This is a genomic window from Flagellimonas lutimaris (assembly GCF_051494225.1).
Taxonomy (GTDB): Bacteria; Bacteroidota; Bacteroidia; order Flavobacteriales; family Flavobacteriaceae; genus Flagellimonas; species Flagellimonas lutimaris_A.
In genome coordinates, this window is sequence record NZ_JBNPYE010000001.1 from 881798 (window position 1) to 907414 (window position 25617).

General features: G+C 39.5%; 21 protein-coding genes and 1 tRNA gene. 15 read left to right on the forward strand and 7 right to left on the reverse strand.

From position 1 onward, the window contains the following. The first annotated feature begins 54 nt into the window (after positions 1-54). Positions 55-2586, forward strand: coding sequence for a PIG-L family deacetylase (locus ACQQ5U_RS03940; RefSeq protein ID WP_437395638.1), 2532 nt, complete (start codon positions 55-57; stop codon positions 2584-2586). A gap of 111 nt (positions 2587-2697) precedes the next feature. Further along, a complete protein-coding gene (locus ACQQ5U_RS03945; RefSeq protein ID WP_437395639.1) occupies positions 2698-4410 on the forward strand; it encodes a sodium:solute symporter in 1713 nt (570 codons plus the stop codon). Between the two features lie 51 nt (positions 4411-4461). On the opposite strand, the gene ACQQ5U_RS03950 is transcribed toward ACQQ5U_RS03945, so the two are convergent. Further along, positions 4462-5316 carry a DUF2911 domain-containing protein gene (locus tag ACQQ5U_RS03950; RefSeq protein WP_437395640.1) on the reverse strand — a complete coding sequence of 285 codons (855 nt, stop codon included), beginning with the start codon at positions 5314-5316 and terminating at the stop codon, positions 4462-4464. Positions 5317-5490: 174 nt separating this feature from the next. On the opposite strand from ACQQ5U_RS03950, the gene ACQQ5U_RS03955 reads away from it, so the two are divergent. The 5 genes from ACQQ5U_RS03955 to ACQQ5U_RS03975 all read left to right on the forward strand — a co-directional run bounded on the left by ACQQ5U_RS03955 (position 5491) and on the right by ACQQ5U_RS03975 (position 12115). Next, on the forward strand, positions 5491-5988 hold the full coding sequence (locus ACQQ5U_RS03955; protein ID WP_437395641.1) for an SRPBCC family protein: 498 nt from the start codon (positions 5491-5493) through the stop codon (positions 5986-5988). Continuing rightward, positions 5989-7302, forward strand: coding sequence for a cryptochrome/photolyase family protein (locus ACQQ5U_RS03960; protein WP_437395642.1), 1314 nt, complete (start codon positions 5989-5991; stop codon positions 7300-7302). A gap of 99 nt (positions 7303-7401) precedes the next feature. Beyond that, on the forward strand, positions 7402-8829 hold the full coding sequence (locus ACQQ5U_RS03965; RefSeq protein WP_437395643.1) for an amidohydrolase: 1428 nt from the start codon (positions 7402-7404) through the stop codon (positions 8827-8829). Positions 8830-8898: 69 nt separating this feature from the next. Further along, positions 8899-9909 (forward strand): pirin family protein, encoded by a 1011-nt coding sequence (locus ACQQ5U_RS03970; protein WP_437395644.1) that lies wholly within the window; start codon positions 8899-8901, stop codon positions 9907-9909. A 241-nt stretch (positions 9910-10150) separates the two neighbouring features. Further along, positions 10151-12115: a tetratricopeptide repeat protein gene (locus tag ACQQ5U_RS03975; RefSeq protein ID WP_437395645.1), complete on the forward strand. Its 1965-nt coding sequence runs from the start codon at positions 10151-10153 to the stop codon at positions 12113-12115. Positions 12116-12124: 9 nt separating this feature from the next. On the opposite strand, the gene murA is transcribed toward ACQQ5U_RS03975, so the two are convergent. From murA to ACQQ5U_RS03990, 3 genes are all read right to left on the reverse strand, one after another. After that, on the reverse strand, positions 12125-13432 hold the full coding sequence (gene murA, locus ACQQ5U_RS03980; protein ID WP_437395646.1) for a UDP-N-acetylglucosamine 1-carboxyvinyltransferase: 1308 nt from the start codon (positions 13430-13432) through the stop codon (positions 12125-12127). A gap of 15 nt (positions 13433-13447) precedes the next feature. Then, positions 13448-14089: a DUF4290 domain-containing protein gene (locus ACQQ5U_RS03985; RefSeq protein ID WP_288931350.1), complete on the reverse strand. Its 642-nt coding sequence runs from the start codon at positions 14087-14089 to the stop codon at positions 13448-13450. Positions 14090-14171: 82 nt separating this feature from the next. Beyond that, positions 14172-14459 (reverse strand): DUF493 family protein, encoded by a 288-nt coding sequence (locus tag ACQQ5U_RS03990; protein WP_437395647.1) that lies wholly within the window; start codon positions 14457-14459, stop codon positions 14172-14174. Positions 14460-14548: 89 nt separating this feature from the next. On the opposite strand from ACQQ5U_RS03990, the gene ACQQ5U_RS03995 reads away from it, so the two are divergent. The 5 genes from ACQQ5U_RS03995 to ACQQ5U_RS04015 all read left to right on the forward strand — a co-directional run bounded on the left by ACQQ5U_RS03995 (position 14549) and on the right by ACQQ5U_RS04015 (position 19079). Beyond that, positions 14549-15112, forward strand: a complete 564-nt coding sequence (locus tag ACQQ5U_RS03995; protein ID WP_437395648.1) for an AAA family ATPase — start codon at positions 14549-14551, stop codon at positions 15110-15112. Further along, positions 15112-17004: a RecQ family ATP-dependent DNA helicase gene (locus ACQQ5U_RS04000; protein ID WP_437395649.1), complete on the forward strand. Its 1893-nt coding sequence runs from the start codon at positions 15112-15114 to the stop codon at positions 17002-17004. Before ACQQ5U_RS03995 ends, ACQQ5U_RS04000 begins: the two co-directional genes overlap by 1 nt. Beyond that, positions 16985-17947: a methionyl-tRNA formyltransferase gene (gene fmt / locus ACQQ5U_RS04005; protein WP_437395650.1), complete on the forward strand. Its 963-nt coding sequence runs from the start codon at positions 16985-16987 to the stop codon at positions 17945-17947. Before ACQQ5U_RS04000 ends, fmt begins: the two co-directional genes overlap by 20 nt. 176 nt (positions 17948-18123) lie before the next feature. Continuing rightward, the gene (locus ACQQ5U_RS04010) at positions 18124-18396 is read left to right on the forward strand and encodes an HU family DNA-binding protein (protein ID WP_014034238.1); all 273 of its coding nucleotides are present in this window, start codon (positions 18124-18126) and stop codon (positions 18394-18396) included. A gap of 122 nt (positions 18397-18518) precedes the next feature. After that, positions 18519-19079, forward strand: a complete 561-nt coding sequence (locus tag ACQQ5U_RS04015; RefSeq protein WP_437395651.1) for a YqgE/AlgH family protein — start codon at positions 18519-18521, stop codon at positions 19077-19079. Here the strand turns inward: ACQQ5U_RS04015 and ACQQ5U_RS04020 are convergent. Both ACQQ5U_RS04020 and ACQQ5U_RS04025 read right to left on the reverse strand, forming a co-directional pair. After that, entirely contained in the window at positions 19076-19921 is an 846-nt protein-coding gene (locus ACQQ5U_RS04020) for an aminotransferase class IV (RefSeq protein ID WP_437395652.1), read from the reverse strand. The genes ACQQ5U_RS04015 and ACQQ5U_RS04020 overlap by 4 nt on opposite strands. A gap of 54 nt (positions 19922-19975) precedes the next feature. Further along, positions 19976-20359 carry an START-like domain-containing protein gene (locus ACQQ5U_RS04025; RefSeq protein ID WP_437395894.1) on the reverse strand — a complete coding sequence of 128 codons (384 nt, stop codon included), beginning with the start codon at positions 20357-20359 and terminating at the stop codon, positions 19976-19978. A gap of 138 nt (positions 20360-20497) precedes the next feature. Here ACQQ5U_RS04025 and ACQQ5U_RS04030 point away from each other — a divergent pair. From ACQQ5U_RS04030 to ACQQ5U_RS04040, 3 genes are all read left to right on the forward strand, one after another. Further along, a tRNA-Met gene (locus ACQQ5U_RS04030) sits at positions 20498-20571 on the forward strand. Between the two features lie 502 nt (positions 20572-21073). Then, positions 21074-22993 (forward strand): DUF294 nucleotidyltransferase-like domain-containing protein, encoded by a 1920-nt coding sequence (locus ACQQ5U_RS04035; protein WP_437395653.1) that lies wholly within the window; start codon positions 21074-21076, stop codon positions 22991-22993. Beyond that, positions 22993-23643: a 3'-5' exonuclease gene (locus tag ACQQ5U_RS04040; RefSeq protein ID WP_437395654.1), complete on the forward strand. Its 651-nt coding sequence runs from the start codon at positions 22993-22995 to the stop codon at positions 23641-23643. The genes ACQQ5U_RS04035 and ACQQ5U_RS04040 overlap by 1 nt, the downstream gene beginning before the upstream one ends. A 37-nt stretch (positions 23644-23680) precedes the next feature. On the opposite strand, the gene acs is transcribed toward ACQQ5U_RS04040, so the two are convergent. Continuing rightward, positions 23681-25588: an acetate--CoA ligase gene (acs, locus tag ACQQ5U_RS04045; protein ID WP_437395655.1), complete on the reverse strand. Its 1908-nt coding sequence runs from the start codon at positions 25586-25588 to the stop codon at positions 23681-23683. Positions 25589-25617: the final 29 nt, after the last annotated feature.

The window sequence follows — 25617 nt, forward strand, 5'->3', positions numbered from 1 at the left end:
CCAAAAACTGAATGCAAACTGCCTATATTTGGGCTAACCACTAAACGACCAACTATGAAGTATTTTTGGGTGTTTTTCTCAATTGCATCACTTTTTTCCACAAACTCGTTTGCCCAAAAACCAGATAAGTTTACCTCTGCCGAACTGTTTCACGAAGTCCAAAAATTGAATTTTTTAGGAACGGCGCTCTACGTAGCGGCACACCCCGATGACGAAAATACAAGTCTTATTTCCTATTTGGCCAATCATGAAAAAGCAAGAACGGTTTACCTTTCCATGACACGTGGGGATGGTGGACAAAACTTGATCGGTCCAGAATTGCGTGAACTATTGGGCGTATTACGTACACAGGAACTTTTAGCGGCAAGGCATATGGATGGCGGAGAACAACGTTTTACCAGAGCCAACGACTTTGGTTTTTCCAAACACCCCAACGAAACCCTAAAAATTTGGGATAAGGAAAAGGTATTGGGCGATGTTGTCTGGGCCATTCGAAATATTAAGCCAGATGTGATCATCAACCGCTTTAACCATAGAACACCTGGATCTACGCATGGTCACCATACCTCTTCTGCCATTTTGAGTATGGAAGCATTTGATCTGGCCAATGATCCTACAGTATATGCCGATCAATTGGAAATGGTGTCACCATGGCAACCCAAACGTATTTTCTACAACACTTCTTGGTGGCAATACGGTAGTCAAGAAGCTTTTGAAAAAGTTGACAAATCTGGTATGGTTCGATTGGATGTAGGCACCTATTATCCGGAACTTGGACTGTCCAACAACGAAATTGCCGCTCTGGCACGCAGTCAGCACTTATGCCAAGGGTTTGGTAGACTGACCGATAGAGGTTCTTCCAATGAATATATTGAGCTTCTTAAAGGGGATATGCCCAAAAACAATGACGTTTTTGAAGGCATCAATACAACTTGGTCCAGAGTTCAGGGAGGCAAAGCCGTTGGTGATATTTTATATAAGGTTGAGGAAAATTTTGACTTTCAAAATCCATCAAAACATATTCCCGAGCTTGTAAAGGCTTATCAACTATTGCAGAAAGTTGAGGATGAGCATTGGAGAACGCTGAAGTCAGAAGAATTGAAGAAAATAATTTTAGCTTCGGCAGGATTGTATTTAGAAGCCAGTTCAGCTAGCTCTTCAACCACACCTGGCAGCAAAGCTACCATCAATATTGAAACCATTAATAGGACGGCTCCAAATATCGTTTTAAAAGAGATTGATATTGTTGGTGTAGATGTAAAATTAACGCCCAATAAAGTTTTAGGTAATAACCAAAGAGAAAATTTCGAGCTAAGTTTTACAGTTCCCCAAGACATTTCGTTTACCAGTCCCTATTGGTTAGACGAGCCTGGAACTTTGGGGACCTATACTGTGAACGACCAAAGTTTGATCGGAAAGCCTGAAACGCCAAGTGCATTTAAAGCTGTTTTTACATTAATTATTGACGGTGTTGAAATTCCTTTTGAAAAATCTGTAGTACATCGTTACTCCAAACCGGATAAAGGAGAATTGTACGAGCCCTTCGCCATTTTACCTGAAGTAACCTCCAAAATCGATGAAAAGGTTTTGATTTTTGCCAATGCCGATACCAAAGAAGTACAGGTAAAAATAAGAGCTGGAAAAAATGATGTGTCTGGTTCTGTTGAGTTGAATCATCCATCAGGTTGGGTAGTTTCTCCATCTAGCATTCCTTTTTCCATTGCCCAGAAAAGTGAAGAAATTTCAGTAACATTTAATGTTACCCCTCCCAATACAGAAAGTGAAGGGAAAATTGAGCCAAAGATCACTTTGGGCAACAAAGTATATGGCAAAGAACTTGTGGAGATAAATTACGACCATATTCCAAAACAATCTGTTCTACTTCCGTCTGAAGCCAAAGTGGTTCGGATGGATATTAAAAAGTCCGGGGAGCACATTGCTTATATCATGGGAGCTGGTGATATGGTGCCAGAAAGCTTAGAGCAAATCGGTTACCAAGTTCATATTGTAGATCCAAATGATATTCAAAATGGTGATTTGGATAAATACGATGCCGTGGTGGTGGGCATTAGAGCATACAATGTGGTGGACGCCCTAAAGTTTAAACAAGCTGTGCTGTTCGACTATGTAGAAAAAGGCGGCACCATGATTGTGCAATATAATACTGCTGGAAGATGGGCCAGTCAATTTAAAAATATTGCTCCTTACGAGGTGACTCTTTCAAGGGATCGAGTAACCGATGAAAATGCAGAGGTAGAAATATTGGCACCCAACAATTCCCTCGTCAATTTTCCAAATGCCATCACCGAAAAAGATTTTGATGGATGGGTACAAGAGCGTGGACTGTACTTTCCAAGCAAATGGAGCGGAGAGTTTACTCCTATTCTATCCATGAAAGATGAAGGAGAAACAGAAAAACAAGGTAGCCTTATTGTGGCACCTTATGGAGAAGGTCATTATATTTACACAGGTTTAAGCTTTTTCAGGGAATTGCCCGTTGGTGTTTCGGGAGCATACAAGCTCTTTGCCAATATGCTTTCCGTAGGAAAAGATGAAGTGAAAAAAGATAGCAATGTCAAAGGATGATATGGATACCAAATTCGAATGGAAAAAGGAATACAGCATTGTAATCCTTTTAAATGCCATATATATATTGGTTTTTTACCTCATAATGATATTAAACAATTAGAATCCTGAATGGCATTACTTGATTGGATTATTCTTGGTAGTACCCTGCTTTTCATCGTTGCGTACGGTGTTTGGAAAACTCGTGGCAACAATAATGTGGACGACTATGTTCGAGGTGGGGACAATGTAAAATGGTGGACTATTGGTCTTTCTGTTATGGCTACCCAAGCGAGTGCCATTACCTTTTTATCCACACCAGGACAAGCTTTTCATGATGGGATGGGATTTGTTCAATTCTATTTTGGACTTCCCTTGGCAATGATTGTGATTTGCCTTGTGTTTATTCCCATCTATAAAAAATTAAAGGTTTTCACGGCCTACGAAATGCTCGAAGGTCGTTTCGATCTTAAAACACGAACTCTTACTGCCCTTTTATTCTTGGTTCAACGGGGACTGGCAGCAGGAATCACCATTTTTGCCCCTTCCATAATTCTTTCCGCCGTATTGGGTTGGGATTTAAGGACTTTAAACGTAATCATTGGGATTCTTGTAATTATTTACACCGTATCGGGCGGTACCAAAGCGGTTAGTATGACCCAAAAACAGCAGATGTTCATCATTATGTTGGGGATGTTCTTTGCTTTTTTCTTTATTATGGGTGCACTTCCTACGGACATTTCTTTTAGTAAAGCCTTAAAAATCGCTGGTGCGAACAATAAACTCAACATATTGGACTTCTCTTTTGATACCAATAACCGGTATACCTTTTGGAGCGGTATCACGGGCGGATTTTTTTTAGCATTAGCCTATTTCGGAACAGATCAGAGTCAAGTGCAACGATATTTATCGGGAAGGTCCGTTCGTGAAAGCCAATGGGCATTGATTTTCAATGGGATTTTTAAAATACCGATGCAGTTCTTTATTCTTTTGGTAGGTACAATGGTATTTGTTTTTTATCAGTATAATTCCTCGCCTCTAAATTTTAACCCAGCAGCCACCGAAGCTGTAATGCAGTCAGAATATGCCAATGATTACCAATCCTTGGAAGAGAACCACAAAGTATTGGAAAAAGAAAAAAGGATGGCCCAACATTCTTTCTCCGCTGCCCTGGAGCTAAAAGAGTACAATGCCATTGAACAGGCCAAACAGGACATCATAAAAATCAACGAAAAAGAAAATGCAAGTAGGGACGCTGCCAAGGATTTGATAGCCAAAGCAGATGATACCGTCGAAACCAATGACAAGGATTATGTATTTATACATTTTATCCTAAATAATCTACCCATGGGGCTAATTGGTCTTTTATTGGCGGTTATTCTTTCCGCAGCCATGTCGTCAACGGCTTCGGAATTAAATGCTTTAGGTACCATTACCGCTTTGGATTTATATAAGAGAAATACCAAAAAAGAGCACAATCAAGAGCATTATTTAAAAGCTACCAAAGCATTTACATTGCTTTGGGGTATAATCGCAATCATTATCGCGAATGTGGCCAATCTTTTTGATAATTTGATTCAATTGGTCAACATTATTGGTTCCATTTTCTATGGGAATGTACTTGGTATATTCCTACTGGCCTTCTTCTTTAAGTTTGTAAAGGGAAATGCTGTTTTTGTAGCGGCCATTGTCACTCAAGTTATTGTGATTATTGGCTGGTATTTGGATTGGATGTCCTACTTGTGGTTAAATGCCTTTGGGTGTTTGTTGGTAATTGTATTGGCCACTATTACCCAAATGTTTGATAATTTCTTAGGTAACTCACCTGTTGAAATCGAGAAATAAAAAAACCCACCATACAGTGGGTCTTTCGTTTATTTTTAAATAAGCACGCTATTACATTTTGGCCCATTCTTTTAGGGAATCTTTGTTCATTTTTACATAATCTTGATTGCCTGCGGCTTGGGCAGCAGCCAAAGATCTTTTAGCAGCTCCAATGGCTCCTTTTTTATCTCCCATTTTTGCATAGATCAAGGATTGGGTACGCATCATCCAATACGCTTTGCCCCCATCCATTTCAACGGCTTTGTCCACCCATTCCTTGGCCTGTTCCATATTCACTCCCTCAGAGAAATAGTAGGAACCTGCAGCAAAGTAGTCATTGGCAGTTAGATCTTCTTTGTTGGCCATAGTCTCTTGAATGCTCTTCATTGCTTTATCCACTGTGGGAACCACAAAATCAACTCCTACATAAGTGTTCTCCCACATAATGCCCAAGGTTGCACCATTATTGTAAATATCATCAATAGTTATTGTGAAAGATTCAATTGGCATTGGAATATCCATAGTTTCAACTTTTACAGTAGCAGCAACTTTAGATGCATCCCACTCCTGGGGATTACCCCAATTTTCATTATCCGTATAAAAGAAAACTTCCCAAACAGCTTCATTAGGTCTGGTATAGATGGCATAAGTGCCTGCTTTTAATTCTTTACCCTTTACAGTAACATCATCACTAAATGTAATGGTAGTATTCTCATTGGCTCCTGTTCTCCAAATGGCATCAAAAGGCACCAAATCGCCAAATATTTTTCTGCCTTTCATTGCAGGTCGGGAATAAGTAACGGTAACATCTGTCAATCCAACTTTCTGCTCCAATGTAGAGTGTGGACTTGGCGCAGGAGTTTGTATCTGAGCCTCTAGCGAAAAAGACATCAATACAGCGAATAGTAATAGTGGAAATTTTTTCATAGTGGTTGTATGTATTAATTGTTTAGCGAGGTAAAATTATGATAAAGCAGTACTTTATTTGTTAATTAAACCTTAAAACAAAAATAGGAAATAAATGTCCATTATTTTATTTTGTTTAACTTATTATTATTTTTATTAAACATTTTACTGTTATCTTTGCGTAAAATCAATTGGATGCGACTCTATCAATTAAAATCAAAGCAAATATTTCCGATAAACAAAAAAGAGGCTTGGGATTTCCTTTCCAATCCACAAAACTTGGCCGTGATAACTCCTCCACACATGGGGTTCCATATTTTGGCTGGGGCAGATAGACCCATGTTCCAAGGTCAGGTCATCCAATATATCGTAAAACCCTTTCCTTTGGTTTCCACAAAATGGGTGACCGAAATAACCCATGTTAAGGAAGGGGAATATTTTGTGGATGAACAGCGTTTTGGCCCCTACTCCCTTTGGCATCACAAACACTTTTTAAAAGAAGTTCCCGAAGGTGTTGAGATGGAAGATATTATAGATTACAAATTACCACTAGGTATTATAGGGCAATTGACACATACAATTTTCATCAAAAAGCAATTGAAACAAATATTTGAATTTAGGGAGCGTAAACTCATGGAATTGTTTGGAGGAACAGATAAAAATGAAAGCTTTTTCGATATAAAAAGTATTTAAATGAAAGACGGAGTTACCATTTTTTGGTTCAGACGGGACCTAAGATTGGATGATAATGTTGGCTTATACCAAGCTCTTCAGGAAGATGTCCCTGTACTTCCCATTTTTATATTTGATCCAGAAATCCTGGATAACCTGCCAAAAAATGATGCAAGGGTCGGTTTTATTCATGAACAGATTCAAAAAATAAGCAATCAACTAAGTATGAATTACGATAGTGGCATTGCTCAGTTTCATGATTCACCAAAAGCAGTCTTCAAAAAATTGATAGAGGATTACAACATTGAAGCTGTTTACACTAATCACGATTACGAACCCTATGCCAAAAAACGCGATAATCAAATAAAGGAATTTTTAAAGGAAAACGATATCCAGTTCAACACCTTTAAAGATCAGGTTATTTTTGAAAAAGAAGAGGTGATCAAGGACGATGGAGGTCCTTACGTGGTGTACACCCCTTACATGCGGAAGTGGAAGGAAAACTTCAATCCTTCCATCCATTTGGTAGCGTATGATACGTTGAATGATTTAAGTAAAAACCTATATCAATCCAAATCCTTGCCACAGCTTTCCTTGGAGGAAATGGGATTTGAAGAATCTGCCATTAAAGTTCCCAATTTCACTGTTACATCCAACCTCATTCAAAATTATGAGGATACACGGGACTACCCTGCCAAAAAAGAAGGTACATCCCGATTGGGTCCGCATTTAAGATTTGGTACGGTTTCCATCCGAAAAATGGTAAAGGAAGCTATTGATGAGAAGAATGAAACTTTTTGGAACGAATTAATTTGGAGAGAATTCTTTATGCAAATATTATGGCATTTTCCACATACGGTCAACAAAGCATTCCGTCCCAAATATGATAGAATCGAATGGCGGAACAATGAGGAAGAGTTCAAAAAATGGAAAAATGGAGTAACAGGCTATCCTTTAGTGGATGCGGGAATGCGCCAACTCAACCAAACAGGGTATATGCACAATCGGGTTCGTATGCTGGTGGCCAGTTTTCTGTGCAAACATTTATTGATAGATTGGCGTTGGGGCGAAACCTATTTTGCCGAAAAGCTCTTGGATTATGAAATGGCCAGCAATGTTGGCAACTGGCAATGGGCCGCTGGCAGTGGCGTGGATGCCGCGCCGTACTTTCGGATATTTAATCCCACCACACAAATCAAAAAGTTTGACAAGGATAAAAAATATATCAACGAATGGGTTCCTGAGCTTCAGGAGTTGAGTTACCCCGAACCAATGGTAAACCATAAAATGGCTCGGGAGCGATGTTTAAAAACCTACAAAGAAGCGGTCAGTTGAAGCTTTTTCTTTAATTTTAGTTCCAGTTGTGAAAGTTCAACTTCGTCTACAAGATTTTGGACCACATCAACAACTTATAACTAACTCAAAACCTTTAAAATGAAGAAAATTTCAACCTTACTCCTTTTGGGATTGGTATCGATGAACTTATCGGCCCAGAAGATGACCAAGGACAAAAAAGCCGTTGTTGCTTCTGTTGAGAAGCACAAAGAAAATCTAATTAAAATCAGTGATTCCATTTGGGCGCTGGCGGAAACCGCTTTCGAAGAATCCATTTCGGCGGATTTGCTAGCTGATTATGCTGAAGAAAATGGGATGACGGTAACTCGTGGCGTTGCGGACATACCAACCGCGTTTATTGCCACTTATGGTTCAGGAAGTCCTGTAATCAGTGTGCTGGGCGAGTTTGATGCCCTTCCAGGTTTATCTCAAAACACAGTCCCGACCAAAGACCCGAGAATTGATGGTGCCCCAGGACATGGATGCGGACATAATATGTTCGGTGCAGCCAGTTTAGGTGCCGCTATTGCAATTAAAGAGCAAATTGAAGCCGGCAAAATCAAAGGAACGGTTAAATTCTTTGGTACGCCAGCTGAAGAAAAGTTCTTTGGAAAAGTATGGATGGTTGAAGCCGGACTTTGGGACGATGTGGATGTTAACGTTAGCTGGCACCCATCCGCAGAAATTGAAGCCGATGTGCAAAGTGGATTGGCATTGGTAGATTTTATGGTAGAGTTTTATGGTCAGGCGGCCCACGCTTCAGCAGATCCATGGAACGGCCGCAGTGCTTCGGATGCTTTGGAATTGTATACTACGGGTATCAATTATTACCGCGAGCATATTAGACCAACTTCACGTATTCATTACCACATTCAAGATGGCGGGCAAGTGGTGAACGTGGTTCCTGATTACGCTCGATTATGGGTTCGCGTCCGCGACCCCAAGCGAGATGTCATGCTTCCTACTTTTGAAAGAGTCAAGGCAATGGCCGAAGGTGCTGCCATCATGGCCAATGTCGATTATAAATATTCACTGATTTCGGGTATTTATGAGACTTTGGTGAACCGTGAAGGTGGTAAAATCATGCAAAACAATTTGGAGCTTTTGGGCCCAATAACCTATACCGAAGAAGAAGAAGCCTATGGTAAGGCCATTCAAGAAGCTACAGGAAAACCTCAAGTGGGCATGGATGGCAAAGTACATCCGCTAAAGGAAACCGAGAAGCTTCCAGGAGGTGGCTCAACCGATGTGGGTGATGTTAGTTGGAATGTGCCGAACATCAACCTTGGTGTAACCGTTGCCCCTAAAGATACGCCTTGGCACTCGTGGGCAGTTGTTGCATGTGGAGGTATGAGCATTGGCCACAAAGGAATGATCTACGCTTCCAAAGCTATGGGGATGACCATGCTGGACCTTTTTGAAGATCCCAAATTGGTGGAAAAAGTAAAAGAAGAATATAAAACCAGAAAAGGCGACGTAAAATATGAGGCCATGATAGATGGTCCTCCTCCAATTCCTGGTAAATAATTATAATTGTTATTTGATTGAAAAGCCTGCCAAGTGCAGGCTTTTAATTCTCGATAAAAAGATGGCTTTATGAAAAATCCTGTTCTGCAAACTTTCCCATTAAGTTCACCTTGGCAAACCCTTGACCCGTTCTTGTTCAGTGTATATCATTTAGATCATTACCCAAAAGGCAATGGCCAAATGGGACCTGATGTCTCTTTATTGGAAGGAAGAAGCTTGGGAAGTGATTTTAACCCCAACGCTGACTGGCGAATGTATCATGGACAGACAATTCCTGGATTTCCATACCACCCACACCGAGGTTTTGAAACTATTACCATTGTTAACAAGGGATTTTGTGACCATTCGGATTCTCTAGGTGCTGCTGGCAGGTTTGGACAGGGCGATGTGCAATGGATGACAGCAGGCAGAGGTGTACAGCATTCCGAAATGTTCCCTTTGTTAAAGGATGAGGAAGAAAACCCATTGGAGCTGTTCCAAATTTGGTTAAATCTACCCAAAGCCAGCAAATTTGTGGACCCACATTTTAAGATGCTCTGGAATGAAGATATTCCGATTGTGGAAGAAGAAAACGCTAAAATTAAATTGGTTGCCGGGACTTATAAGGATATAACTCCCCTATCTCCTGCTCCTGATTCGTGGGCAGCTGACCCAGAAAACGAAGTAGCTGTTTGGAACATTCATGTAAACGCAAATTCTGAATACACCTTGCCCAAAGCTGGTTCCTCGGTCAATCGTGTACTGTACTTTTATGATGGCGATGAAATTCAAATTGGCGATAAGAAAATAAATCCCAACTTCGGAATAGTTTTGAATCCAACAGAAGAAGTAAACATCAAAATTGGTTCCGAAACCGCACATTTTATGTTACTCCAAGGAAAACCGATTGGTGAACCAGTTGCCAAATACGGCCCTTTTGTAATGAACACCCAAGAAGAAATTCAAAAAGCAATGGAGGAATATCGTCTCACTCAATTTGGTGGATGGCCTTGGTCACATCCAGACAATGTTCACGACAAGGAAAAAGGTCGCTTTGCACTTTACCCTGATGGGAACTTGGAGGAAAAGCCATTTCATTAATCTTTTACACCAAAAAATCTAAAACACTAATATTCATCAACGTATAAATAATATTCTAACATATTCACTTCCATGTTTCCATTTTGAATGGAGATGAAGAACGCTAATGTAGAGTCGGTTTTATAGCTCCTGTTGAATTGTTGATTTTTCAAATATTTTACTTTTTAACAGAGTAAATGCCCCAATATTTAGTCTTTTGGTTCAAAAAAAAGGAATATCTTAATCAAATAATCCTAGTTTGATGAATCCTGCCAAGTATGTTCTTTATTTGACAATCTTCCTAAATGCTATTCATTTTTGTACTGGGCAGACCCAGGAAATCGACAGTCTAAAATATTTACTCAAAGTCGCGGAGGATACTTCAAAAGTGTCCTTACTAAGGCAGTTAGGTGAAACGTTCAGGGACATCGACAAAACCAAATCCGTCGAGTTTGGTGTCGAAAGCTTGAAAAAAGCCCGAGAAATAGATTTTATCCAAGGAGAAATCAATGCCCTCTACTCCCTTGGTATTACCTATGAGATGACGAGTGATTTTTCAGAGTCTTTAGATTACCTCCACCAATGCCTCTCCTTGGCCCAAAAACAAAGAGATTTTAGAAGAATAAACAAAATCTACAACGTTATGGGCAATGTTTACTCAAGTATTGGAGATTACCCGATGGGACAGTCCTATTATCAAAAATCCATAAGATTGATAGATTCTATGAATTTGGACATGGATACATCCGCTCCATATATAAACATGGGTGTTTTGTACAATATAATGGGTGATCAGGATAAAGCCATTGAAAGCTATAACAAAGCATTGATGGAATACAAAGGAAACAATGATGATCGCAAATTATTGGAAATAGCCGTATTGTCCAATTTAGCAAACATCGATTTTGAAAACGGAAGATATAGATCCGCTTTGGAAAAATGGCAAAAAGTAAGTGCCTATGATGAAGAGAATCGAAATTTCATTGAATTAAGCCTTGTGTATTTCCATATGGGCAGTTGTTATGTGGAACTCGAACAATGGTTCATGGCCAATGACTTTTACAAAAAATCTCTGGATTTGGCCAAACAGCTCTCCGCACAGGAACAAATTGCTGCAACCTATTATGGTCTTTCAGATTTGATGCTCCGTCAAGGTCAATTTAGCGAAGCATTGGAATATGCTATGAAAAGTCTTGAAAATTTAAATATAATGGGAGCATATGAACAAAAACGACGCACCCATGAAAAAGTATTTCAAATCTACGAAGCCACACACGAATACCCCAAAGCAATTGACCACCTTAAACTATCCATGGCCTATAGAGACAGTCTCCTGAATGAAACCAAGATCAAGGAAATACAGAACTTGGAGGTTAGGCACAATGTGTACATAAAGGATAAAGAACTAAAGGAAAACGAATTACAGTTGACCCTTCTCAATACCCAAATCTCATCCAGCAAAAGAAGAAGTATCTATTTAACCATTATAACCATACTTTTACTTTTCTCTGCCGGCTTGCTTTTCCTAGGTTATCGCAACAAAATGAAATCCAATACGATCCTGCATAAAAAAAATAAATTGATTTCCCGACAAAAAGAGGTAATCGAGGACATGAATGTTATATTGGAAAAGCGTATGCTACGGGCCCAAATGAACCCTCATTTCATTTTCAATTCCCTTAACTCCATCCAATACCTTATCAACACGGACGATAAGGCGAACGCACTAAAATATCTGTCCAAATTTTCAAAATTGTTGCGACAGGTTTTGGAAAGCTCCATCAATGTCAGTTTGGTACTAAAAGATGAAATTGAACTCTTAAAAATTTATGTGGAACTGGAAGGCCTACGATTTGACAATTCCTTTCATTACACATTTGATGTAGATAAAAATTTGGATATAGACTTCCATGAAGTTCCTATGCTATTGGTACAGCCCTATATTGAAAACGCCATTATCCATGGCCTGATGCCCAAGAAAGGTGAAAAGCATCTTCGAATTTCATTTAATGACAAAGTTGATTACATAGAATGTATCATTGAGGACAACGGTGTTGGATTTTCCAGGAAATCAAAAAATACTTCTTTGCCAAAGCAATCGAGAGGCATGTCCATAACAGCCAAACGGATAGATGCACTCAAACAATTTTCCGATCAGGAATTGGTTAAGTTGGAAAATCTCAAAGAAGGAACCCGGGTCACTATTCTAGTACCAAAAAATCATTAAATTGATTTATTATACCCTAACAATATTGGCCCCAATGGCGCGCAATCGCTCATCGATATTTTCATAACCACGATCAATCTGCTCAATATTATGAATGGTGGAAGTCCCTTTTGCGGAAAGTGCCGCAATCAAAAGGGAGACTCCTGCCCTAATATCTGGGGATACCATGGTCGTAGCCTTTAAGGTCGATTTAAAATCGTGACCAATAACCGTGGCGCGATGGGGGTCGCAAAGGATAATTTTAGCTCCCATATCGATAAGTTTATCCACAAAGAACAAACGGCTTTCAAACATTTTTTGATGAATCAGCACTTCGCCCCTAGCTTGGGTTGCCATCACCAATATAATGCTCAACAAATCCGGGGTAAGTCCCGGCCATGGTGCATCAGCTATGGTCAATATAGAGCCGTCAATAAAATTTTGGATTTCGTATCCCTCTTCGTGTTTTGGAATAAAGATGTCATCACCCTTCCTTTCCAAGGTAATTCCTAACTTTCTAAACACGGTCGGAATCTGACCTAAATCATCCCAACTTACATTTTTAATGGTAAGCTCGCTTTGGGTCATGGCAGCCAATCCAATCCAGCTACCTATCTCGATCATATCGGGTAACATAGTATGCTCGGTACCTCCTAAAGAATCCACACCTTCAATCTTCAATAGATTTGAGCCGATTCCTGAGATTTTCGCTCCCATTCTGTTCAACATTTTGCATAATTGTTGTAAATAGGGCTCACAGGCAGCATTGTAAATCGTTGTGGTTCCTTCGGCCAAAACCGCAGCCATTACAATATTTGCTGTACCGGTAACCGATGCCTCATCCAAAAGCATATAAGTTCCGGTAAGTTTATCGGCTTCTACACCGTAGAAATATTCTTCTTTGTTATAACGGAACTGCGCACCAAGTTTAATAAATCCTTCGAAATGAGTATCCAACCTTCTTCTACCAATTTTATCACCTCCTGGTTTTGGAATGTATCCTTTGCCAAATCTAGCCAACAAAGGGCCTACCAACATAATGGAACCTCTAAGTCCCCTACCATCTTCTTTAAACTTGGCAGATTGAAGATAATCCAGGTTAACATCGTCTGCCTTAAAAGTATAGGAACCCTTGCCTTTTTTTTGGATTTTTACCCCCAAATCCTCAAGGAGGGCAATCAATTTATTGACATCGACAATGTCGGGTATGTTGTTTATGGTAATTTTTTCTTCAGAAAGCAATACGGCGCAAAGAATTTGTAGTGCTTCATTCTTTGCTCCTTGGGGGGTGATCTCTCCATGTAATTGGTGTCCACCCTCTATTCGAAATGTACCCATTTATTCCTTTGGAATTTAATATCTTTTCTTGCGACTTCTTTGTCCTTTTTTACCTCGGTTGGTATTGGACCTGCTTGGTTTGTTTTTCAGAAACTGTCCACTATCCGTTAAACTCTCATCACTCTGGGCCAAATCTATTTGTCCATCGCTAAGTTCTTTCAAGTGATTGAATATCACAGAGTCCTCAACGGTATCTTTGTTCCATACCAAGTAACACTTTTTCATGTGGTTGGCGATGGCATATTCCAAACCAGACCTCATATCCCCTTCTTCCCACTTCACAGCAACATCTATCATTCGTTTGATATTGTTACCATAAAAACGATACTTCGGATGGTTCTGTGGATAATCCAAAGGTTCTGGGCGTTGTTGCAAAATTTCTTTGGATGTAATGGGAAACGGTGAATCTACGTCCAATTTAAAATCGGCCATAATAAACAATTGGTCCCATAATTTATGCTGAAAATCCGGAACATCCCTTAAATGGGGCTGAAGGTTACCCATAACGCTAATAATGGATTTCGCCACTTTATTGCGCTCATCCCGATCCTCAATGGCAACAGCATGGTCTACCATTTTCTGAAAATGACGGCCGTACTCTGGTATAAAAAGTTTTGGACGCTCTGTATTGTATTCTAAGTTGTATACTTCGTTCAAATTAATGTATTTAGAAACTTGATTATTGGAAAGTCAATCTGATAATGCTTGCAAATTAAGAAAATTATCGCAAACAATGGGCTTACAGGGAAATTACCCCTTCTACAACGGAAACTTCCTTGTATTTAAGGATAACTTCATCAGGGTCTTTTAAGTGAACCATGATCGAAAGGCTGGTATAGGTTCCCTTTTTGGATTTTTTAGATTCGATAACAGCACCTGTGTTGTCAAAAATTTCATGAATCTGTGCAATGCGCTCTTCGTCTGTAGGTACAATGAACTTATAGAGATAGTTGGAGGGCCAATTTGTGGTCTCCAATAATTTTTCCCTAAGCTTTGAATAGAACTCCTCCGTATCCTTTTTATCCATGCCGCATTTTTTTACAAATATATGGCTTACCTACCAATTTTTTTTCCTTGGGGCTATTTCATTAATTTGCATTATTAATTCAAGGTTTTTTGGGCAAGAGCAAAGTAGTTATAACAGGAGCACCCGGAACGGGGAAAACATCCATTGTAAATGGATTGGAAAGCAAAGGCTTCCATTGCTTTCATGAAATTATTCGGGATATGACCTCCAAGGCAAAACAGGAGGGACAGTCCGAAGAATACATTTCCAATCCTTTGGTTTTTGTTGATGATGCCATGAAATTCAACAAAGATTTGCTTCAAGGGAGGACAGCACATTATAAAAAGTCTCTAAAAACAAAGGTACCTATAAGTTTTTTTGACCGAGGTATCCCTGATGTTCTTGCTTATATGGATTTTTTTGGTCAGACCTACGATGAATACTTTATTTCTCATTGTGAGAACCATAGATACGATTCCGTTTTTATTGTTCCTCCTTGGAAAGAAATCTATGTTTCCGATAATGAAAGAATGGAAACCTTTGAGGAAGCGGAAAGCATCCATCATTCCTTAATGAAAACATACACTCAATTTGGCTATAACCCCATCGAAGTGCCAAAAGATGCAGTCCTAAATCGGATTGATTTTATTTTGGAAACACTTAATAAATTATAGTGCATAAAGACACCATAAGCATTTTAAAACAATTTTGGGGCTATGATAATTTCAGGGGATCCCAAAAGGAAATTATTGATAACGTACTATCCGGCAAGGACGTTTTGGCATTGATGCCAACAGGTGGTGGTAAATCCATCTGCTACCAAGTACCTTCTTTGGCCATGGAGGGCATTTGCATTGTGGTATCGCCCTTGGTGGCTCTCATTCAGGACCAAGTAGCACAACTCAGAAAGAGAAATATAAAAGCTATTGCATTGACGGGCGGCATTCCCCCAGACGAATTAAACAATCTTTTGGACAATTGCCTTTATGGTAACTACAAGTTTTTATATCTATCTCCTGAACGTTTGCAACAAACCATTGTAAAGGAGCGCATCCAGCAAATGAATGTCAACCTTATTGCCATAGATGAGGCACATTGTATTTCGCAATGGGGAAACGATTTTAGACCCGCATACCTTGAATGTTCCATCTTAAAAGAGTTGATTCCAGACACACCTATGATTGCTTTGACGGCGACGGCAACCCCTCGTGTGATAGATGATATTGTAGAAAATTTGGAATTGGACCCAGTAAATATTTTCAAGGACTCGTTCTCTCGCTTCAACATTAATTTTAGGGTAAAACATTCCGAGGACAAATTATATCAACTCAAAAAATATATGGACAAGGTTCCCGGAAGTGCTATTGTGTACGTTCGTTCCAGAAAAATGTCCATATCGTTGGCCAACTTCTTAATCAAGAATGGTATTTCTGCTTCATTTTTTCATGGAGGCATTTCTAAATCCGATAAGGAAGATAAACTTAACCTTTGGTTAAGTAGTAAAGTAAGGGTTATGGTAGCCACCAACGCTTTTGGTATGGGCGTGGACAAACCCGATGTTCGTTTGGTCGTCCATTATCAAATACCAGATAGTTTGGAAAGCTACTTTCAAGAAGCGGGAAGAGCAGGACGGGATGGAAAACCTTCTACGGCAATTATAATAACCTCAAAAGAAGATGAGGATAAGGCCAAACAGCAATTCTTGTCCAGCCTACCAGATGTAGGTTTCGTCAAAAATGTATATTCCAAACTCAATAATTATTTCCAAATATCGTATGGGGAGTTAATTTCGGAACCGTTAGCATTTAAATTCAATGAATTTTGTAGACGCTATGTGTTTAATCCGAACATGACCTTTAATGCCATCCGTATTCTGGATCAAAATTCTGTTTTATCACTTTCCGAGAACTTTAAGGAAAAAACCACACTTCAATTTGTGGCCTCTAAATCAGAAATATTTAACTATCTGGACAAAAACAGGAAAACGGCACCGATAATCCAAACCATTTTACGCACTTACGGAGGCATTACCGAGTATGAGACCAAAATCAACCTGTATATGCTATCCAAGAAAACAGGGACAAGTGAAGAGCACTTAAAACAAATACTTCAGCAACTCACGGACGATAATATTGCGGAGTACCAAAACAACACAAGTGACCTGGAAATTACTTTTTTGGTTCCCCGTGAAGATGATCATACCATTAACTTGTTTGCCAAAAAAATCAAGGATTTCAACCAGATAAAGCAGAACAATATGACCTCTATGTTGGGCTATATTTCCAATAAAAAGGTATGTCGCAGCATTTACCTACTCAATTATTTTGGTGAAAAGACCGCAAAAAAGTGCGGTACATGCGATATTTGCACCAAGAAAGAGAAAGTGGCATCCCCATATGATTTGGAGAAAAGAATCATGGAACTCTTGGAAATCCGCCCCCATACGTCCCGACAGTTGGAAAAAGAAATGGGGATCAATGAAAAGGAGCTTTTAAAAACACTGGAAAGACTGCTGGAAGATGAGTTGGTCTCCCTAAACTTTAAAAATGAGTACATCAAAAAATAATTCCCTTCGTATAGTATTTATGGGAACCCCCGATTTTGCCGTAGGAACCCTAAAAAATATTTTGGAAGCCGGTTTCGAAGTGGTCGGCGTCATCACTGCACCCGATAGACCTGCTGGTCGTGGGCGTAAGGTTCAGGAATCGGCCGTAAAACAGTTTGCGGTGCAACATGGCCTAAAAGTATTACAACCTACCAATTTAAAGGATGAAGCTTTTCTGGAAGAATTGAAAAGCCTTGATGCTAACTTGCAAGTAGTTGTAGCATTTAGAATGTTGCCCAAAGTGGTTTGGCAAATGCCAAAGTATGGTACTTTTAATCTTCACGCTTCCCTCCTACCACAATATCGTGGAGCGGCTCCTATCAATTGGGCTATCATCAATGGGGAAACAAAAACGGGTGTTACTACCTTTTTTATTGATGAAAAAATTGACACGGGAAGTATTGTGCTCCAAAAAACAGAAAAAATACTGCCTGATGACAGTGCAGGTACTTTGCACGATAGATTGATGGAGCTAGGTGCGAATTTAGTGGTGGAAACCTGCAAACAGATTGAAGCTGGAACCGTTACGCGATTACCTCAGGATGAAAGTTCGGAACTTAAGCCCGCTCCAAAAATCCACAAGGATACTTGTCGAATCGATTGGAAAGCTTCCATGGAAGACATTCATAATCATATTCGCGGACTTAGTCCTTATCCTGGTGCTTGGACCCAATTGATGAATGATGGAAAGGCAGACCAAATGAAGATTTTTAAAACTGAAACGGAAAATGTCGAACATCACTACAACGTTGGAAGACTGGTGGTGGAGAAAAAATCACTTAAAGTTGCGGTAAAAGATGGCTTCGTTAAGCTATTGGAATTGCAACTACCGGGGAAAAGGAAAATGCGGGTCAACGAGGTTTTAAACGGGCTAAATCTAGACAAAGAAGCTCATCTCCGCTAAAGCCTTGCTATGATTGGGCTGGGAAAATTTGTCATTTTTTTCCGACTTTATCAACAAACGTTTCAAGTTATCAACAAAAACCCGTATTTCCCTTGGTTTTACTTGCGTGAGTGGCAAATCCATATAAATTTGTTCAGCATTAAAATTATATTAACAACAATTAATTTAATTCCATTATGAACAAAACAGAATTAATCGATGCTATGGCAGCTGATGCTGGCATCACGAAAGCAGCAGCAAAAAAAGCATTGGAATCTTTCTTGGGAAATGTAGAAGGAACGCTTAAAAAAGGAGACAGAGTTTCCTTGGTAGGTTTTGGTTCTTGGTCAGTTTCTAAAAGAAGCGCTAGAGAAGGTAGAAATCCACAAACTGGAGCTACTATTAAGATTGCCGCTAAGAACGTTGTAAAGTTCAAAGCAGGCGCTGAATTGAGCGGTGCAGTAAACTAATCAATTATTTATTTAATATATGAAAGCACTCCTTTTAGGAGTGCTTTTTTAGTTTATATCGTTTCTGTTTTTTTGTATATGTTAAATAATATGTTAAATTTAAATATAAGAAACTCATGTAAATGGTAACCCAAAAGCCAAAAAAAGGAAATTTGCTCGTTGCAGAACCTTCACTGACCGGTGACGTTTCTTTCAATAGGTCGGTGGTGCTTATTGCTGAACATAATGATGAAGGTTCAGTAGGTTTTATTTTAAATAAACCATTGGACTATACCATTTGCGACCTTGTTGCCGACATCACCATCCCCTTTCAGGTATTTAATGGTGGTCCCGTGGAACAAGATAATCTTTACTTTATCCATAAAGTACCCGACCTTATTGAAAATAGCGTCGAAATTTCTGATGGTATTTTTTGGGGAGGAAATTTTGATAAAACCATTGAACTCATTAACAGTGGTACCATTACCGAACAGGACATCCGTTTCTTTTTAGGCTATTCTGGATGGGGCACAAGCCAGTTAGACCAAGAACTTTCTTCCAAGTCTTGGGTGGTTTTGCCCAACGAGTACGAAAGTGATATTCTGGAAAAAGCCGCCAATGCATTCTGGAAAGAAAAAATGGTGGAATTGGGAGGTGATTATCTACTATGGTCCAACGCTCCTGAAAATCCTTCGCTCAATTAACCGATTCTAGCCCTAGCATTTAACTTGCCTACCAAACTCTTGGCCACTTTGGAATCGAATTCTTTTTTCCTGTATTTACTGATGGGTTGTATGCCCACTATAGAATTGGTAATGAACAATTCGTCAACTTTTTGAAGCTCAAAAGGCGATATGGATTCTTCTACCAAATCAAGCTCTTCGGACCCTGCAATAATTTTCATGAGGTTTTTTCGGATGATGCCGTCCAAACAGCCATCGCTCAATGGAGGTGTTTTTACCTCATTCCCTTTCACCAAAAACAAGTTTCCGTTTATAGCTTCGACCACTTTTTTATCCGTATTAACCAATAAACAATTGGCATAGCCATTCTCTTGTGCGTAAACCCCGGCTACCACATTCAAAATCTTGTTGGTAGATTTTAGATTGGATAACATATCCTTGTTCACATAAAAATCCTTGAACAATTCTACCTCATAAGTACCCTTTTCAATAATGAAAAAGGGAGACTCCATGGAGCTTGTTTCAATAACATAGGAAATATTGTTATTCGTTGGGGTGTAGCGTCCACCCTCGTTTCTAAAAACCGTTAGGCGAACACGTACAGTACCATTTTCAAGCCCATTGGATTTGATGGTGCTTTTGATTTCCTCCTCCAAAAATTCAAGGGTAAATTCCATAGGAATTTCCATTCGTAGAATTCGCATGGAAGCCATAAGCCTAAAGTAATGGTCTTCCCAAAAAAAGAGGGTGCCATTCACATAGCGTACAGTTTCAAAAAGGGCATCGCCATATTTGAGTGCCCTGTTATTGTGGGTGAAAATTGCCTTGTCTTCCGCTAAAAGTTCTCCGTTACAATTGACCATAAAAAAGTCCCGATTTTTTTCGGGACCAAAGATACGGTTTACTTGAGAATCGGACTAGGTAGATCCAAGAACCTGTTTAAGGTCGGAAACTTGGTTTTCCCAAAGCATTTTAGCTTCGTCCACCTCGTCATCCTCTGCAAAATCTGTTATAAATAGAGAAACGTCCTTTGTTATTTCGTCAACTATAATGCGCATTTCAAAAAACGAGTCATCCTCGTTTTCTTCCCATGCCAACTTTACAAATTCCTCGCTTTTTCGCTTGAGCAGTTTTGCTCTCTCTTCTGCACCGTCCCATATAAATGTGAATACTTCCCCACGGGAATTTACGTTGTCGGCATACCATTCAGATAGTCCCGAGGGCGTGGAAATATATTGGTAAAGCAACTGAGGTGAAGCCTGAATCACAAACTCCAGTTCAAATTTAACCTTATCACTCATTGTCGTGTTCTTTAAATCGTTTTTCAACTTTAGTATAGTTTGGGAAGATATAAAAATAAATGTCAAATAATAAATTAATCCTGAATTTTGATTCAGCGAAAATTTAAACATATATTTGCACCCGCTTAGCAAAATCACGGCGAGGTAGCTCAGCTGGTTAGAGCGTCGGATTCATAACCCGGAGGCCGGGGGTTCAAGTCCCCCTCTCGCTACTAAATTCAAAGTCATTTAACTGAAATTCAGTTGGATGGCTTTCTTTTTTTCTCCGTATTCTTTTTTCCTAACTTCAAGGTTTTAAACCAACCTTCGAATGAATCACGTCAAAAAACTAGGAACTGCCAACTTATTCATTGGATTCTTTGTGTCCTGATTATTCTTGTTGCAGAATATTTATTTCTTAATGGTGACACCGAGCACGGCCTTTTTGTAGGTCTTTGGGCCCCGACCCTTTTAGGTGTAATGATTTACTTAAAGCTTGTGGACAATGATAGCAAATGATATTGTTTTATGGTTTTCGGTAGTTGTTATTGTACTGGTTGCTATTTGGGCGATACTCATGATACGTGCATATAATAAAGCAAGTAATGGGAAGTAAGTAATGGGAAGTAAGTAAATCTAAGGGGTACTGTGTTTAAATATAAGGCCACTTTTCAAGTGGTCTTTTTTTATTCAGGAAGCTGAAATTTTGGAATTATCACTTACATTTAGAACACCATGAAAAACACCATATCCGAACGAATTGCCGACTTTCTAAAAAATTATCCACCTTTTAGTGCTCTGGAAAGTCCACAATTGGAAATATTATCCCTTGAAGTGGTGATTATCCATAAGGAGACCAATACCATTGTTTTTTCCGAAAACGAAAACCCACATAAGCATTTCTATGTGGTCAACAAAGGTGCGATAGCATTATCAAAAGAAGGTTCCAGTCAAATATTGGATATCTGTGATGAAGGCGATGTATTTGGCCTGAGGCCTTTATTGGCCCACGAAAACTATAGATTAGAAGCCAAAGCTTACGAGGAGACGATTCTTTACGCCATTCCCATTAAAGATTTTAAGCCTTTGGCTTTGGAGAACAAACGTATCGGGAATTTTTTAATAGAAAGCTTTGCCTCCAACACGGGGAACCCCTACTCCATTAAACACCGGGGAAAGTTATATGGAATCAACAATGAATCAGATCAATATTCCACCAACAAAATATTAGATCTTCAGCCTATCAAATATTCCACAGACCTTATCACGTGTAAAGAAGGCACTAAAATTAAAACTATTGCCGATAAAATGACCGAATATAATGTAAGTTCTATTTTGGTGGAAAAGGATGATTTACCTGTAGGTATAATTACCGATAAGGATCTCAGAAAAAAAGTAGCTACAGGATTATTCCCAATAACGGGGTCAGCTAAAACAATAATGTCTTCCCCTATTATCACTTACCCCAAAGAACTAACCCTGGCACAGTCCCAAATGGCCATGATGAAAAGTAATATCAGTCACTTGGTTCTTACAGAAGATGGTACTATAGATACACCGGCCGTTGGTATCCTTTCCAAGCATGATATCATGGTCGCTGTAGGAAATAACCCTGCGGTGCTTATCAGGGCCATTAAAAGAGCTGCGGATGCAAAGCGGTTACGAGGGATTCGACATGGCATTATGAATCTCTTACGCGGTTATTTGGACCAAAACATTCCACTAGGACTGGTCTCCAAAATTATTTCGGAACTCAATGATGCTTCTACCAAACAGATGATTCAAATTGCTTTATCAAAGATGGAGAAAGAACCACCTGTACAATTTACTTGGCTAAGCATGGGAAGTCAAGGGCGTGGTGAGCAGCTTTTGAACACGGACCAAGACAATGCCATTATTTTTAAAGATGTTCCCGAGCAAAAACTGGAAACAACGCGGCAGTATTTTTTAAAGCTTGGGGAACGGATTTCACAAGGGTTGAATACTATTGGGTTTGAGTATTGTCCTGCTGAAATGATGGCTTCCAATCGCTCCTGGTGCCATAGCTTAAGCGAATGGAAAAACGTTACAGCCCATTGGATTCACAATCCTGGACCTGAAGAAATACTCCTTTCATCCATCTTCTTTGATTATAATGTGGTCTTTGGGGACAAAGGGCTCGCCGATGAACTTTCCCAAAGTATTTTTGACCACGCCCATCAATATCCACAATTTTTTACCCATTTGGCAAGTGGTGCATTACAGAATCCTTCGCCTTCTGGCTTCTTTAGGGATTTTTTGGTGGAGCAAGATGGTGAACATAAAGACTTCTTCGATTTAAAACTTCGTGCCCTTATGCCCATTATCGATGCTGCTCGGGTACTTATACTCTCCCACTCCATCAAATCCATAAACAACACTGCGGAGCGCTACGAAAAACTGGCGGAGCTGGAACCCAATAACAAAGAACTTTATCTTGCGTGTTCTTACGCTAGCAAAGCATTGCTCAAATTTAGGACAAGACAAGGTTTGCTGCATAACGATTCGGGCAGGTATATCGCCTTGGATCAATTGAACAAGGAGGAGAAAATTAAACTTAAACGAACCTTTAAGACAGTGAAGGATATACAATCTTTGATTGAGGTGAGGTTCCAAGTAAAAAACCTATTGCGTTAATGTGGCCGTTCTCTAAGAAAAAACAACTGGAACTTCCCAATTTTTGGTGGGAGTATGAGGCCCATTTCAAGGAAAAGCTTCCTGAGGATATCCATGAGAATACCTTTGTTGTATTGGATACAGAAACCACCGGGTTTAGTATGACCAAGGATCGGATGTTGTGTATTGGTGCACTTAAACTATTGGACAACAATATTGTGGTGAAAGAAAGTTTTGAAGTATACATTCAGCAGGAACACTATAATACAGAAAGTGCTGAAATCCATGGTATTTTGAAAAAAACTAAAAGAAACAGCATCTCCGAACTTGACGCCTTGAAACAATTTTTGGTTTACGCCAAAAACCATATTTTGGTTGGGCACCATGTCATGTTTGATATCAACATGATCAACGCCGCTTTAAAAAGGAATGGGCTCCCCAAATTAAAAAATAAAACTTTGGATACCGAATCCCTTTACATCAGAACCTTGTTGATATCCACCGTGGTCCAACAAAAGGAAAGATACTCTTTGGACGATTTGGCCAAAAAATTCAGTATTTCCCGAAAGGATAGGCATACAGCGCTTGGTGATGCATATATTACCGCTATCGCATTTTTACGGACCATTGAAAAGCTGAAATCACAAAAAATAAAGGACCTCCTTAGATAAAGAGGCCCTTTTCACATTAACTGACGTAAAGCTTTTTTTACAAGCTTTCCTTTATAATATTCTCTACCACTTCTGGATTCAACAAAGTTGAAGTATCTCCTAAATTACTAGTGTCTTTGGAGGCAATTTTTCTAAGAATCCTCCTCATGATCTTACCACTTCTTGTTTTGGGCAATCCTTCCGTAAACTGAATCTTATCCAACTTTGCGATTGGACCAATGTGTTCGGTAATCAATTGATTGATTTCCTTTTTCAGGTTATCACGGTTACGGTCTTCACCGGTTTCTTTCAAAATAATGTACCCGTACAATGCATTTCCTTTGATGTCGTGTGGGAAACCAACAATGGCGGATTCTGCTACTGCTGGGTGTTCGTTGATGGCATCCTCGATAGGTGCCGTACCTAAATTGTGGCCAGAAACTATAATGACATCATCTACCCTACCTGTAATTCGATAGTATCCAACCTCATCCCTAAGGGCTCCATCCCCTGTAAAGTATTTTCCTTCGAAAGCGGAAAAATAAGTGTCCTTATATCGTTGATGATTACCCCAAATAGTTCTGGCAATGGATGGCCATGGGTATTTTATACATAATCTTCCATCCACTTGATTTCCTTTGATTTCCTTACCGTTTTCATCCATCAACGCAGGTTGAATACCAGGCATCGGCAAAGTTGCATAAGTTGGTTTTGTTGGTGTGGAAAATGGAATTGGTGAAATAAGAATTCCTCCAGTTTCCGTTTGCCACCACGTATCTACAATAGGACATTTCTTCTCTCCTACGTGATCATTGTACCAGTGCCATGCTTCCTCATTGATAGGTTCTCCCACAGTTCCTAAAACTTTTAAACTGGAAAGATCATATTCAGTAACAAAATCCAAATTTTCTTTGGCCAAGGCCCTGATTGCCGTTGGAGCGGTATAAAATTGGTTTACTTTGTGTTTTTGCACTACCTCCCAGAACCTTCCAAAGTCAGGATACGATGGAATACCTTCAAACATTACGGTGGTGGCACCATTGGCCAATGGTCCGTATACAATATAGGAATGTCCGGTAATCCAACCAATATCCGCAGTACACCAATACACATCTTCTTCGCGGTACTGGAATACATTTTTAAATGTATATGCCGTATATACCATGTATCCACCGGTAGTATGTACCATTCCTTTTGGCCGGCCCGTAGAACCAGAGGTGTATAGGATAAACAAAGGGTCTTCAGCATCCATTATTTCGGGCATACAATCCGAATATGCATTATCTAAAAGAGGCTGAATCCATACATCGCGCCCGTCCTTCATAGTTACCTCACCACCCGTGCGTTTTGTAACCAAAACTGTTTCCACTTCAGGGCAACTTTCCAAAGCCTCATCCACAATCCCTTTTAGGTCAATAACCTTGGTTCCCCTAAAAGAACCATCAGAAGTAAGTACCATTTTGGCGCCACAATCGTTTATTCTAGTTGACAATGCAGTTGATGAAAATCCTGCAAAAACAACAGAGTGAATCGCTCCTATGCGTGCACAGGCCAACAATGCAATGGCCAAATCCGGAATCATCGGTAAATAAATAACTACCCTATCACCTTTTTTAACTCCTTTATCCTTGAGTACATTGGCATATTTACAAACACGCTCATGCAATTGATTGTACGTTATATGCTCTGCTTCCTCATTAGGGTCGTTGGGTTCAAAAAGAATTGCGGTTTTATCCCCTCGAATGCCAAGGTGACGGTCAATACAGTTTTCAGTTATGTTCAACTTAGCGCCTTTGAACCAGCTGATTTCTGGTTTGGTAAAATCCCAATCCAAAACGGAATCCCATTTTTTACGCCAGTGGAAATGCTCTTCTGCGACTTCTTCCCAAAATCCTTCTGGGTTTCTCACAGATTTTCGGTACACCTGAAAATACTCTTCCAAATGTTTGATATGATAATTACTCATGTAACGTTAAGTTTAGTTAATACGTAAAT

What these genes read in the sequence shown, in the direction of transcription:
- ACQQ5U_RS03960 (WP_437395642.1), top strand. Translation starts at nt 5,989, where the DNA reads ATGAAAGACGGAGTTACCATTTTTTGGTTCAGACGGGACCTAAGATTG.
- ACQQ5U_RS04025 (WP_437395894.1), bottom strand. Translation starts at nt 20,359, where the DNA reads ATGAGTGATAAGGTTAAATTTGAACTGGAGTTTGTGATTCAGGCTTCA.
- ACQQ5U_RS04015 (WP_437395651.1), top strand. Translation starts at nt 18,519, where the DNA reads ATGGTAACCCAAAAGCCAAAAAAAGGAAATTTGCTCGTTGCAGAACCT.
- ACQQ5U_RS03975 (WP_437395645.1), top strand. Translation starts at nt 10,151, where the DNA reads ATGAATCCTGCCAAGTATGTTCTTTATTTGACAATCTTCCTAAATGCT.
- murA (WP_437395646.1), bottom strand. Translation starts at nt 13,432, where the DNA reads ATGGGTACATTTCGAATAGAGGGTGGACACCAATTACATGGAGAGATC.
- ACQQ5U_RS04040 (WP_437395654.1), top strand. Translation starts at nt 22,993, where the DNA reads ATGTGGCCGTTCTCTAAGAAAAAACAACTGGAACTTCCCAATTTTTGG.
- ACQQ5U_RS04010 (WP_014034238.1), top strand. Translation starts at nt 18,124, where the DNA reads ATGAACAAAACAGAATTAATCGATGCTATGGCAGCTGATGCTGGCATC.
- ACQQ5U_RS04035 (WP_437395653.1), top strand. Translation starts at nt 21,074, where the DNA reads ATGAAAAACACCATATCCGAACGAATTGCCGACTTTCTAAAAAATTAT.
- ACQQ5U_RS04020 (WP_437395652.1), bottom strand. Translation starts at nt 19,921, where the DNA reads ATGGTCAATTGTAACGGAGAACTTTTAGCGGAAGACAAGGCAATTTTC.
- ACQQ5U_RS03970 (WP_437395644.1), top strand. Translation starts at nt 8,899, where the DNA reads ATGAAAAATCCTGTTCTGCAAACTTTCCCATTAAGTTCACCTTGGCAA.
- ACQQ5U_RS03940 (WP_437395638.1), top strand. Translation starts at nt 55, where the DNA reads ATGAAGTATTTTTGGGTGTTTTTCTCAATTGCATCACTTTTTTCCACA.
- ACQQ5U_RS03955 (WP_437395641.1), top strand. Translation starts at nt 5,491, where the DNA reads ATGCGACTCTATCAATTAAAATCAAAGCAAATATTTCCGATAAACAAA.
- ACQQ5U_RS03990 (WP_437395647.1), bottom strand. Translation starts at nt 14,459, where the DNA reads ATGGATAAAAAGGATACGGAGGAGTTCTATTCAAAGCTTAGGGAAAAA.
- ACQQ5U_RS03945 (WP_437395639.1), top strand. Translation starts at nt 2,698, where the DNA reads ATGGCATTACTTGATTGGATTATTCTTGGTAGTACCCTGCTTTTCATC.
- fmt (WP_437395650.1), top strand. Translation starts at nt 16,985, where the DNA reads ATGAGTACATCAAAAAATAATTCCCTTCGTATAGTATTTATGGGAACC.
- ACQQ5U_RS03965 (WP_437395643.1), top strand. Translation starts at nt 7,402, where the DNA reads ATGAAGAAAATTTCAACCTTACTCCTTTTGGGATTGGTATCGATGAAC.
- acs (WP_437395655.1), bottom strand. Translation starts at nt 25,588, where the DNA reads ATGAGTAATTATCATATCAAACATTTGGAAGAGTATTTTCAGGTGTAC.
- ACQQ5U_RS03950 (WP_437395640.1), bottom strand. Translation starts at nt 5,316, where the DNA reads ATGAAAAAATTTCCACTATTACTATTCGCTGTATTGATGTCTTTTTCG.